This window comes from Microvirga massiliensis, from assembly GCF_001006805.1.
Classification (GTDB): domain Bacteria; phylum Pseudomonadota; class Alphaproteobacteria; order Rhizobiales; family Beijerinckiaceae; genus Microvirga; species Microvirga massiliensis.
The window spans coordinates 246,867-259,096 of sequence record NZ_LN811350.1; the positions used below are offsets into that span (position 1 = coordinate 246,867).

At 64.4% G+C, this 12,230-nt stretch carries 6 protein-coding genes and 1 pseudogene; 3 read left to right on the plus strand and 4 right to left on the minus strand.

The window, feature by feature from the left end:
• A pseudogene (locus tag BN1233_RS01080) lies at positions 1 to 364 on the plus strand (IS5/IS1182 family transposase); the annotation flags it as partial.
• 179 nt (positions 365 to 543) lie between these two features.
• Here BN1233_RS01080 and BN1233_RS01085 read toward each other — a convergent pair.
• Both BN1233_RS01085 and BN1233_RS01090 read right to left on the minus strand, forming a co-directional pair.
• Positions 544 to 1,788, minus strand: a complete 1,245-nt coding sequence (locus BN1233_RS01085) for a flavin monoamine oxidase family protein (RefSeq protein ID WP_046861664.1) — start codon at positions 1,786 to 1,788, stop codon at positions 544 to 546.
• Between the two features lie 705 nt (positions 1,789 to 2,493).
• Positions 2,494 to 3,441, minus strand: coding sequence for a DMT family transporter (locus tag BN1233_RS01090; protein WP_082145080.1), 948 nt, complete (start codon positions 3,439 to 3,441; stop codon positions 2,494 to 2,496).
• A 126-nt stretch (positions 3,442 to 3,567) separates the two neighbouring features.
• On the opposite strand from BN1233_RS01090, the gene gcvA reads away from it, so the two are divergent.
• A complete protein-coding gene (gene gcvA / locus BN1233_RS01095; RefSeq protein ID WP_046861665.1) occupies positions 3,568 to 4,494 on the plus strand; it encodes a transcriptional regulator GcvA in 927 nt (308 codons plus the stop codon).
• A gap of 656 nt (positions 4,495 to 5,150) precedes the next feature.
• Positions 5,151 to 8,513 carry an AAA family ATPase gene (locus tag BN1233_RS01105; protein ID WP_046861667.1) on the plus strand — a complete coding sequence of 1,121 codons (3,363 nt, stop codon included), beginning with the start codon at positions 5,151 to 5,153 and terminating at the stop codon, positions 8,511 to 8,513.
• A 139-nt stretch (positions 8,514 to 8,652) separates the two neighbouring features.
• Here BN1233_RS01105 and BN1233_RS01110 read toward each other — a convergent pair whose 3' ends face one another.
• The gene (locus BN1233_RS01110) at positions 8,653 to 10,320 is read right to left on the minus strand and encodes an ATP-binding protein (RefSeq protein ID WP_082145156.1); all 1,668 of its coding nucleotides are present in this window, start codon (positions 10,318 to 10,320) and stop codon (positions 8,653 to 8,655) included.
• Positions 10,313 to 11,866, minus strand: a complete 1,554-nt coding sequence (locus BN1233_RS01115; RefSeq protein WP_046861668.1) for an ATPase domain-containing protein — start codon at positions 11,864 to 11,866, stop codon at positions 10,313 to 10,315. Before BN1233_RS01115 ends, BN1233_RS01110 begins: the two co-directional genes overlap by 8 nt.
• Between the last annotated feature and the right edge of the window lie 364 nt (positions 11,867 to 12,230).

The following is a 12,230-nucleotide window of genomic DNA, read 5'->3' on the forward strand; positions in this document are numbered from 1 at the left end:
GGCCACGATCGGGGTCAGCCTTGAGCGGATCGTCACCGATGCCGGCTATAAGGGCCACCACGCGCCGAAGGAGAAGCGCTTCAAAGTCTATGTCGCGGGCCAGAAGCGTGGGCTCACCCCGGCGATCAAGCGCGCCTTCCGGCGCCGTTCGGCGGTCGAGCCGGTGATCGGCCATCTCAAGAATGAGCACCGTATGGGCCGCAACCACTTGGCGCACAGCACGGGCGATGCCACCAATGCCGTGCTCGCCGGGGTCGGCTACAACTTCCGCCTGCTGCTCCGGTGGTTGGCCCTTTTGTGCGCCTGGATCCTGATGCTCCTCGCCCCCGCTCCGGACCGCTCACCAGCCCAGCAAAGCGCTTGAGCCGCGTTCTTCACAGACGACTACCAAGTCCGGACCTTTGGGAACCCATGATGCCTCGACCATGCGCCTATCCTTTCCTGCCCTGGCGGAGTCGGGCGACGCCGTGTGCCGGTACCAGCCCACCGACCAACCCCGACGTCAAACGGCGTCAATGACGCAACAAGACCTGACAAAGGCGCTTAGGGTGCGTGCGCCTCAATCGCGGTGATCACTTCCTCGGCCGCCCGGATCCCGCTCTGGTAAGCACCATGGGCGGTCGAAAAGTCGTGGCGGTGGGTCGCCTCGCCGGCGAAGAATAGCCACTGCTCGAACGGGCGGGCCAGCACGTCCCGCGCCGCCGCACGCCCGGGAAGAGCGTAGCTGTAGGCACCCCGTACGTGCTCCATTCTGCCCCAGTTCGAGGCCACCAGCGGGCGCAGCCTGCGTTGGACGTCCGAGCCGAACAGCGCCGCGAGCTGATCGATCGCGTAGGCGAAGCCGGCCGCAGGCCCGCTTTCTGCCAACACGCGGGCCCCGTCGCCGCCGAAGAAGCCCTCGATCACCGGACGGCCGAACGGACGAATGTAATAGGTTCCGGTACGCGCATCACGCGGGTCGCCCAGCACATGGGTCTCGGGCGCGAAGGGGCTGTTGCCGACGATCTCAAGAAACAGCTTCTCGTCCCGTCCGAGCGGCAGGCCCGCGGCCGCATGACGCCACTCATCGAGTGCGGACGGCAGCCTGATCGTGTCGCCGACGAGCACGGCGGTCGAGACGGTGATGATGGCACTCCGCGCAGAGATGGTTCCGGCCCGCGTGACGAGGCTCACGCCGGCCGCCTCGAGGTCGATGGCCTCGACCGGAGTGGCAAGGCGAATCGCGACGGTGGGCGGCAGGCTCGCCGCGACGAGCGTGCCGTATCCGGCCGGCAGCCGCCAATTGTGCCCGGTTGAAGCCGCGTCATAGGCGAGATAGTCGGCAACCGATAGGGGCTCGAGGCCGGCGCCGCTGAGATAGCCGCTCATCGCCTGAAGATAGCCGTTCCATGTCCCGCCGGGCTCCAGGGCATCGGCGGCGCAGTCGCTCTGCGGCGGAGCGGCCACCAGCCGTTCGTGCCATGCGGCAAACGCTTCAGCGGCCGCTTTCTGATCCGCGCGTGAGAAGCCGAGGTCGCCGTATTGCTGGCCCCAGGCCGGACTCTTACGGTCGACGGCAAAGCCGGATGCTTCGGCGATGCCGACCCAGGGATTGCGATCGGCTGAATGGAGCCAGCCGCAGCCAAGGTCGAGCGCAAGTCCGGCCACCTCGACCGTCCAGGCGCGGCCGCCGATCCGCTGCGAAGCCTCGAGCAACAGCACGGCAAGTCCACTGCCGGCCAGCCGGCGCGCCGCGGCGATACCCGCTGCTCCGCCCCCAATGATCACGACGTCCCAATCAGTGCCCATGCGGTCTGCCTATGCGATGAGATTGTGCTCTACTGAGCTCGCCAGGTTCGAGCGTCGACGCGCAAGTCGAGCAGAGGGCGGCCGCAATCAACTCGTGCCATCCCTCTCACCGATCCGCGCTCACCCTGCCGCCGATCGGTTCGGAATACCGTCGTTTCACCCGTGGTCGCGCAGTGCCTCGACCAGCACCGCAGAGACCGGCGAGGATTGGCGGCGGCTCGGGTCGTAGTGATAGCCTGGAAAGAGTGGATACCAGTTGGCGAGCACCTGGATGTGTATGGTTTCGGGATGAGGTGGCGCGGGTTGCTACTTGCGCCGCTTGGAGTTCGGCTCGAACGCGTGGCGTCGTGCGGGCGCAATCGTGAAGACTTGCTGCCAGAGTACATCCTCCGCCTTTCGGCTCAAGAATGCACCATCACACCCTGGGACTACACAACTTCGATCGGGAATTGCGCGAAAGGTTGTCAGCGCGGCTAATGAATGTGCCGTGTCCCGAGCGGTCGGCCTCCGGAAGGCTGATCCGGACATGCTCTAGCCCTCCGGCAGGGCACGTCGCCTCCGGGTCACACCGAGAAATATACCAAGCTACATAAGGACCGGCTCGTCGCTCCGAAGCGGACGTTCGGTCTACTTCCAAGAAGTGCCAAGAGCCGCCGTTTGGGTTCACCCCGTGGCTCTTCCGCGCTGTCGACCCCTTGCTGACCGTCACACCGCCTTGCTGCGGGAGGCCATGGTCAGAGCGAGGCCAGCCAGGACCAGGAGCACGCCGACCGCAAAGAGCGCTCCCATCTGATCGCCGAACATCACAGACGAAGCGGCGACGCCGACCACCGGCTGAAGATACTGGACGCTCGCTGCAATCCCGGCCGGGACGGTGCGCAGCAGGTGCAGCCACAGGAACAGGCCCGCGACGGTCACCACGAGACCCAGATAGGCCGCAGCCCCGATCGCCTGAGCTGTAAGGTGGAGTGGAACGAGCCACATCTCCCAGCCTGCCCAGGGCAGCAGCGCAAGGAAGCCCAACAGGGTGCTCCAAGCCGCCACGGCGGCGGTGCCATGCTCCTGGGTGAGTTCGACGCTCCAGACGTAATAGAACGCGATCGCGAGCGCGGAGAGCAACAGGAGACCGGCACCGCCCACGCTGGTCTGGAACACAGCCGACGACGGCTGCCCATCAGACGCAACCAGGGCAATGCCCGCGAAAGCCGCCAGCAATCCCAGTTTCTGCCGGCCCGACACAGCCTGCTTGAGGCGGAGCGCCGCGAAAACCACGATGAAGACCGGGATGGTGGCCGAGATGATGGTGCCGACCGAGGCCGACGTGCCGGCGACGCCGAAGGTCTGGGCAACCTGGCCCACGCCGATGCCCAGCACACCAAGGGCGGCTACGCGTGGGAGCGCCCGCCATGGCAGCCGCTGCCGGCCCACGGTGAAGAGCAGCAACAACGGCACGGCAATGGCGAACCGCAGCGCGGTCAGCGTCAACGGAGGCAGTGTCAAGAGACCGAGCTTCGTCACCGGGATCGAAAGTCCCCACATGACGGCGAGCAGCAGCAATGCCGCGAGGCTGCGCAGGGAGGGGGCCGCATCGCGGGGAGCGACGGGCGAAAGGGAGACTTCGGAACGGGGACCCACTGCGCTTTGGTTCAACATGAACGCGTCTGCAAGGAAACGAAGAGATACCGTCACTGCGGCTGCCCCACCTTGGTGAGGACGCTGCTCGCTGACAAACCATTTGTCCTCACGTAACGTGTGAGCCAAACTCACGCATGCGGACCCATGTTTAATCGCCTTCCTCCTCTGCAAACCCTGCGCGCCTTCGAGGCAGCCGGACGCCTGTTGAGCATGACGCTGGCCGCTGAGGAACTACACGTTACCCACGGCGCGGTGAGCCGACACATCAAGACCCTCGAAGATCATCTTGGCGTTCCATTGTTCCGGCGCATGACCCGGAGGATCGTCCTGACCGACGAGGGGGCCGCGTTTCTCGTAGCCGTGACCCGCCTGTTGGGAGACCTGACGCGGGAGGCCGAACGTCTGCGTGGGCAGAAGAGTGTAGGGCGACTGACCATCAGCACAGGCATCTCGTTCGCGAGCAAGTGGCTGGGTCCACGCCTGCACCGCCTGATGGCTCGCCACCCCGAACTCGATGTTCATCTCGACGTAACCGATACCGATGCCGATCTGACTGACGGGCGAGTCGATGCGGCTGTGCGCTACGGCAATGGCCGCTACCCGCACGTCGCCTCCGAGCGCATCCTGGAGGAAACCATCACGCCGGTGTGCAGCCCCGCCTATCGGGCGGACATGGGTGGATTACTGACGGTCGAGAGCCTTGCCGAGTGCAGACTGCTGCACGAGAACCGCCTGCTGTATGAGGACCACTGGCTGGCCACCTGGGAACAATGGTTTGCTATGGCGGGAGTGGATGCCCCCCCAAGGTCTCGGGGGCCAATCTACAGCCGTGGCAGCATGGTGATCGAGGCAGCCATTCGCGGGGAAGGCGTGGCGCTCGGGCGCAGCGCACTGGTGGCCGAAGACATTGCCGCCGGTCGTCTGGTTGCCCCATTCCCACAGATGCGGCTCGAGGCCGAGCGTGGCTACGACCTTGTCTATCGGCCGGGCAACCAGGACAACCCCAAAGTGTGTGCCGTGCGCGACTGGCTGGCTGACGAAATCCGGCAGTTTCTCGCGGACGGCCATTGAACGAGGATCGGTATCTTCGCCAAGCCACTGCTGTGGCCCGCACCGCCTGCTATGGCAGAACCCCACCCATCGCGGCCATTCCCGGCGCCTCAATCGAAGGGCCGCTCAGAGTCAACTTCGGTCATAGAATGGGCCTGGGGAACGTCTGCTCCTCCACGTTCTTCGGACCGTTTCCATTGCTACGGATTTGGAGATCACCTGTGATCACGACGAGCTTCAAATCACCCGTTGTCATTCCCGCCTCGCGAAATTTCCCGAAGAGTCGAAGACTTCGAATTCCTTTTGGATTATTCACTTGCCGAGTGACTGGTGTCGATTGCTGACGAATGCCGCTTCGGCCGATCCGCCCGGGGTGAAAGCTTGGGCGTAATGGCATCTCACACCCCGCCACCCGACCGGCTTTCTCCCTGGAAGAAGCCGACTCTGGACGGCCTCTCGGTGGAGCGCATCGAGGAGCTCCGCGTCTCCCGCAGGTCCGGCGTGGCCCGTTCGGACATTTGGCAGTCCAGTATCCGTAGCAGACAGCGAGCGAAGGCGGCCAAATTGCCCGGGGCGTTGGCCGGCCCCTTGATGACCGGTCGAGCACCCGCCAACGATTTAGGCTAAGATAACACTGCAATCGAGCGCGGACCCTGGACGATCGTCTGGAGGGGCACGTGGACGTCGCAGCCTGGCTCAAAACCCTCGGGCTGGAGCGGTACGAACAAGCGTTCCGCGACAATCTGATCGATGCCGATGTGCTGCCCAAGCTGACGATCGAGGACCTCAGGGACATGGGCGTCGTTGCGGTCGGCGACCGGCGCCGGATGCTGGAGGCCATCGCTTCTCTCCGCGGCGCGAGCGACGCACCATCGCTCGATGACGCCCGTCCGGCAGATGCACATCCTGCTGTTCCCTCGCCTCACGCGGAGCGCCGGCAGCTCACGCTGATGTTCGTCGATCTTGCTGGCTCGACCGAACTCAGCCGCAAGCTCGACCCCGAGGCGATGAGCGAGATCCTGAGGGTCTATCAGCAGACTGTCGTGGGCCAGATCGAACTGTTCGACGGTCACATCGCCAAATTCATGGGGGATGGGATCCTCGCTTACTTCGGGTGGCCGAAGGCGCACGAGGAGGACGCAGAGCGCGCAGTGCGGGCGGGGCTAGCCATCGCGACAGCTGTGACACGGCTGAATTCGCCGGCCGGCGATCCTCTCGCGGCCAGGATCGGCATTGCGACCGGACCGGTCGTCGTCGGCGAGCTCATTGGCAAGGGTGTCGCGCAGGAAGAGCTGGTCGTCGGTGAAACGCCCAATCTCGCCGCACGGTTGCAGGCGCTCGCTCGGCCGGGCGCCGTCGTGATCGCCGAAAGCACGCGCCGCCTGCTCGGAAGCCTCTTCACGTTTACCGATCTCGGCCCGCTCTCGCTGCGCGGTTTTGCCGATCCTGTGCTGGCTTTCAGGGTGAGTGAAGGAAACCACTCGGAGAGCCGCTTCGAGGCGCTGCACGGTCAACAACTGACGCCGCTCATTGGGCGCGAGCACGAGCTCGGGCTCCTGCTGGATCGCTGGCAGCAGGCCCGGGACGGCGATGGTCAAGTGGTTCTGCTCGCGGGGGAGCCCGGGATCGGGAAGTCACGCATCGTCCAGAGCCTACAGGACCGGCTTGCCAACGAACCGCATACGCCGTTGCGCTACTTCTGCTCGCCGTTTCATCGGAACACGGCGTTCCATCCCATCCTCGATCAGATCGAGCGTGGCGCGCGCATCCAGCGCGAAGACCCGCCCGATGTGAAGCTCGACAGGCTCGAGGCTCTGTTCGCACTGAGCGGGACGCAGACGGCGGATGCCACGGCCATGACGGCCGCGCTCCTCGGCATCCCAACCGGGACCCGTTATCCGCTTCCCGCGCTGAGCCCGCAGGCCAGGAAGACGAAGACCCAGGAGCTCTGGTTGCAGCAACTCGTCGGTCTCGCGCAACAGCGTCCCGTGGTGGTGTTGCTCGAGGATGCACACTGGATCGACCCATCCAGCCTGGACCAGTTCGATCTCGCCATTGCTCAAATTCAACGGATTCCGGTTCTGCTGGTGGTCACCTTCCGGCCCGAGTTCGTGCATCCCTGGGGCCATCACCCGCACGTGACGGCTCTCCTGCTCAATCGCCTCAGCCATCGGCAGAGCGTGGCCATGATCGAGCGGATCACCGGCAGCAAGAAGTTGCCCGGGGAGGTGTTGCAGCAGCTGGTGAGCAAGGCCGACGGAGTGCCACTCTTTGTCGAAGAGCTGACGAAGACCGTGCTCGAGAGTGGGCTGCTGGTGGAAGCCGGCGATCAGTGGCAGCTCATGCAGCCTCTTCCACCGCTCGCAATTCCGGCGAGCTTGCACGACTCGCTGATGGCCCGCCTCGACCGGCTGGCCCCCGTGAAGGAAGTGGCACAGATCGCCTCCGTGATCGGGCGGGAGTTTGCGCAGGATCTCCTGGCTGCCGCAGCGCGGCTGGACGAGAGCGAACTCGACCAGGCGCTCGGCCATCTTGCGGCCGCCGAGCTCGTTTTCCGGCGCACCATGCCGCCCAACGCGACCTACGCCTTCAAGCACGTGCTCGTGCAGGAGGCAGCCTATGCCAGCCTCCTGCACGGCCGGCGCCAGGAGCTGCATGCACGCATCGCCCAGATCCTGCAGGAGCGCTTTATCGATACGCCCCCGGAAGTGCTGGCCCGCCATCTCAGCGAAGGCGGGGACATCGAAGGGGCCGTGACCTATTGGGAGAAAGCCGGTCGCCAGGCGGTCTCGCGCGCAGCAGGGAAGGAGGCGCTCGCACACTTCCAGCGCGCGCTGACTCAGCTACGGGATCTGCCGGAGAGCATCGGCCGGAGGCGACGCGAGGCGGCCCTGCAGAGCTCGGTCGGTGCAGTCCTCGTCAACGTGACCGGCCTCGCCTCCGAGACGGTCGAACGAACCTGGGTCGAGGTGCGCGACCTATCGGAGCAGATCGGCGATGCCAGGCAGCAGTTCATTGCCGAATGGGGATTATGGCACGTCTGCATCGGCCGAGCCGAGCACCGTCGGGCGAGGCAGATCGTCGACCGGCTGAATGCCTGGGCCGAGCGCGATCGGGACACCGACCAGATCCTGCAGGCCTGCCATGCCGAGTGGAGCACCCATAGCTTTCTGGGGGAATACGAAGCTGCACGCGCCTCATGCGAGCGAGGATGGGAGCTCTACGACCGGGCGCGGCACGGGGCGCTCGCATTCACCTACGGCGCGCACGATCCCGGTGTGTGCAGCCGCAATCACGCCGCGCTCACGAGCTGGTGCCTCGGCTACCCTGACCGGGCCCGCGCCTGTTACGAGGACGGATTGGCCCTTGCCCGAGAACTGGCCCACCCGCAAATCATCGTCCACGCTCTCAACTGGGGCATGCCGCTCTTTCAGCTGTGCCGGGACCGTGCGCGGCTCAGGAGCCAAGCCGACGCGGCGCTCGAGCTCGCAGCCGAGCAGGGTTTCGCCAACTATCGGACCGACGCGCAGATACTCCGAGGCTGGGTGTTGAGTCGCGAAGGCGAGATCGACGACGCGGTCCATCTCATGCGCATGGGATTGGCCGAGCGTCAGGAACGCGGCACGCTCTTTCTCCATCCCTACTATCTCTCGCTCTTCGCGCGCGCCCAGGCACGGGTGGGCGAGCTCGACGCCGCGCTCGAACTGATCCGCGCAGCGCTCCAATGTGCTCGTGACACAGGTGAACTTTGGATCGAGCCCGAGTTGCTGCGCGCCCAAGGCGAACTGCTGCTTGCGCACGCAGCCACCGGTGACGGCGAGGCCGAGCATTGCCTGCGCCTCGCCCTCGAGACGGCACGATCCCGGGCGGCGCGATCCTGGGAGCTGCGCGCTGCGACCTCGCTCGCGCGCCTCTGGGCAGAATCGGGCGAGCGCCTGAAAGCACACGAGCTTCTGGCGGGAACCTATGGCTGGTTCACGGAGGGCTTCGATACGCCCGACCTCAGAGAGGCACAGGCGCTGATCGAAGCGCTCAAGTAAAACGAGTCCGACACGAGGTTGGCCGGGATCCTGATATCGCGGCGGCCTGCTTTCCTGTGTCATGATCGGTGATCAAGCACCCAGCCGCTGCGACGTCGGACCTGATCGAGATGCTCAGGTCAGCGCGGAACCCAGACCGCTATTCAGTTGATCTCTGCTGAGAGCGCCTGGCCTCCGGGATCGGAACAACGTTGTCGCGCAATCGTCGGGCGTCGATGAGTTCGGCAATGCGGGCGGCAAAGTCCGCCTGCCTGAATGGTTTGGCGAGCCGGGGTAACCCGACCGCAGGCCCTTGGACAAGATTGGTGTAGCCCGTCATCAGGAGGGCTGGAAGTTCAGGCCTAAGCCTGTGGGCTTCACGCAGGAGGTCTGCACCACTCATTCCTGGCATCAGATGGTCGCTCACGAGAAGATCGATCTGGACTTCGCCACCTCGCAGCACTCCCAGCGCCTCAACTCCGGAACCCGCCTGTATGACAGAGTAGCCGAGATCGATCAGCATCTCGGCGGTGCCGACCCGAACGAGCTCCTCGTCATCGACGAGGAGCACTGTCGCTGGATAGGCGGCCTGGATCACCTCGGCCTGGCTCTGCTCGTTGGCCGCCGCTTCCTCGTCGGCAGCCGGCAACCAAAGCTCTGCCCGGGTGCCGATCCCAGGCGTGCTCGACAAGATCAGCGCACCGCCTGACTGCGCAGCAAGTCCGTGCACCATCGAGAGGCCGAGCCCCGTACCCTTCCCGAGCCCTTTCGTAGAAAAGAACGGCTCGATGGCGCGTCTCAGCGTTGACGCGTCCATGCCCACTCCAGTGTCAATGACCGAAATCCGAACGTAGTGGCCCTCCCTGAGCCGGTCGCCGCGTGGCGCTGCTACCTCCTCAAAACTGACCTCGATGGTCAACCTGCCGCCTCCGGGCATGGCGTCCCGAGCGTTGATCGCAAGGTTGAGCACTGCGAGTTCGAGCTGACTAGGATCGACCCGTGCCGCCGGCAGGTCTGGAGGTGCATCGACGAATACCGCGATCGTCGGACCGATCGAGCGCGTCACAAGATCCTCGATGCCAATCAGAAGGCCTGATACATCGACTGCCCTTGGCTGAAGGTCTTGCCGCCTCGCAAATGCCAGCAGGCGCTGCACGAGGGTTGCTGCCCGGCCAGTCGCCTGAAGCGCATTTTCGATCAGCCGCTGAGAGCGCGGATCGTCCGCCGGGATCCGACGCCGGAGCATATCAAGGTTGCCCAGAACCGGGGTGAGCAGATTATTGAAGTCGTGCGCGACGCCACCCGTCAGCTGGCCGATGGTCTCGAGCTTTTGAGCTTCATGGAGCTGGGCCAGCGCTTCCTCGCGCTCGCGGGTGCGCTCCGCGACCAGCTGCTCGAGTTCCTCTCGCGACCGGGTCAGAACGTCTCGCGCTTCGTATTGACGGCGTCGGGCATTCAGGGCCGAGCGCACCGCTCGAACCATGCTCTCGGCGTGCAAGGGCCTCTCAAGCAGGACGACGTTGCGAAGACGATCGAGCGTTTCGAATGCGCGGGCCGAACGAACGCCCTTGTGACCGTTGGCAAGGACGATGAACGGGAAATCCGACCAGGGCGGTTGCCGTTCGAGATGGTCCGTCAATACTAGGAGACCGGCACCAGCAAGCGCCTCTTCCGCGACCAATGCCGCACCTGCCCCACGCTCAATCGCCATCGACAGAGCAGTTAGATCCTCGCAGCTCGATGCAGTGATGCCGTAACGCTTCAGGAGGTCCGTTGCGACGGCGGCATCTCGGCCCCGGGGCGTCAGGACTAGGACTGTCTCATTCATCGCTTGCGCCGTCGCTGCCTTCGCCAAGCGCGTGCGCTGCCGCGGCGGCCGATGTCATGTTCATGAGGGGTGCCGTGTCGCCGCGGAAAGTCGGAACACCCGTTAGAATACCCTGAAAAGCCCGCAGCGGAGGGCCAATGCTCAGGCCTGCTGCATCGACACGAAACTCGCGGATCGTCCGCTCGTGATCAGTGGTCCGTGTCTTCACGACCGAGATGGCCTTTCGAACCTCGCCGTCGGCTTCGAAGAACCGGAGAAGGAGGACTGTGTCGGCCAGATAACTCAGGTCGACGTCAGAGCGGATGTCACCGACGAGTCCGTGTTGGCCCAGGATCATGAGGGTTATCACCCCCTGTTGGCCGAGATAAGCAAGGAGTTCATGCATCTGCAAGGTCAGATGCCGGTCTTCCGGCATTGCTTGCAGATATGCGTTGAGGCTGTCGACCACGACAATCCCCGCCCCATCCACTTCAACAGAAGTGCGAACGGCCGTGGCAAATTCGCCCGGAGACAATTCAGCCGGATCAATTTGACGGATGCGGAGACGGCCTTCATCGATATGCGGCTGCAGATCCATGTCGAGCGCTGCCGATCGCATCATCAATGTCGGGAGGCGTTCGTCGAAGAGAAAGAATGCGGCTCGCTCGCCGCGTTCGAGCCCGGAGACCATGCAGCGCACCGCGGTAGTTGTCTTGCCCACGCCCGCCGGACCGCTGAGAAGTGTCGTCGTTCCGGGAACGAGGCCGCCACCCAGCAAAGCATCGAGGCCATTCACTCCGGTCGCGAACAGTCGAGAATCCGCCGTGCCTGGATGCTCTGCTGCGATCAGGCGCGGGTAGACGCAAACACCGCCCGTATTGATCGACATATCGTGGTAGCCGCCGCTGTACTTGATGCCCCGCATTTTCACGACGCGAAGCTGCCGCCGCTCCGCGCCGAACCCCGTCGCAGTCTGATCAAGCGAGATCACGCCGTGAGCAATACTATGGAGTTGAAGATCGCCGGGTGCAGAAGTTCGATCATCCAGCACGAGAACTGTGCAATCGCGGCTTGAGAAGAAGTGCTTGAGGGCCAGGATTTGCCGCCGGTAGCGCAGAGGATTTTGTGCCAGCAGGCGCAGCTCGGAAAGGCTGTCAAGCACGACGCGCTTCGGCTTGAGTGTCTCGACGCGCTCCATGATCCCGTGGACTGTCTCGCCGAGTTCAACCTCCGACGGGTGCAGCAGGGTCTGCTCTTGATCGGGATCGAGGCCGGCCTCCGGGACGAGTTCGAACAACTGAAGCTGGTCGAGAGACCATCCGTGTGTTCGCGCAACCGCTCGGAGCTCAGCTTCGGTTTCGGACAGGGTGACGTAGAGCCCGGCCTCCCCGTGTCTGACACCCTCGAGCAAGAACTGCAGCGAAAAGGTTGTCTTGCCTGTGCCGGGAGTGCCTTCCACGAGGTACAGACGATTTGCCGTGATCCCCCCACCGAGAACGTCGTCCAGACCTTTGACCCCGGTAGGGGTGCGGTAATCCTCTGGAAACGAAGCTGCGGGCCTATCCATGACGCGACCTTCTGCACAGTTCCTCACCTGTGCTGGGTTTGCGTCACCATCTCGTAAGGAAACCCTCCGAGTCGGTCCTTAATCCCGACCGGGGACACAGATCCTCAGCCCCGGGGGAGGGGGAATTAGAGCCGGATAACGCCCCGCTGAGCCTGTAGTTCCCCCGCCGCGTCCGAGCACTTGAGGTGGCTCCTCGCCGCAGGCCGAGATGTGGTGCCCGAAAACGTAACCGGCCCCGTAGATCGCAGGTGACATGGAGTGTCTGCAACCGGCACGGAGATGAAGCTGGTCGAACTTCCGCAATCGCGAGGTGAGCGGATCTTCAATTGATTGGTGCTACATCGCACTCTGATCGAGGTTGTTT

What these genes read in the sequence shown, in the direction of transcription:
- BN1233_RS01115 (WP_046861668.1), bottom strand. Translation starts at nt 11,866, where the DNA reads ATGGATAGGCCCGCAGCTTCGTTTCCAGAGGATTACCGCACCCCTACC.
- BN1233_RS01110 (WP_082145156.1), bottom strand. Translation starts at nt 10,320, where the DNA reads ATGAATGAGACAGTCCTAGTCCTGACGCCCCGGGGCCGAGATGCCGCC.
- gcvA (WP_046861665.1), top strand. Translation starts at nt 3,568, where the DNA reads ATGTTTAATCGCCTTCCTCCTCTGCAAACCCTGCGCGCCTTCGAGGCA.
- BN1233_RS01090 (WP_082145080.1), bottom strand. Translation starts at nt 3,441, where the DNA reads ATGTTGAACCAAAGCGCAGTGGGTCCCCGTTCCGAAGTCTCCCTTTCG.
- BN1233_RS01085 (WP_046861664.1), bottom strand. Translation starts at nt 1,788, where the DNA reads ATGGGCACTGATTGGGACGTCGTGATCATTGGGGGCGGAGCAGCGGGT.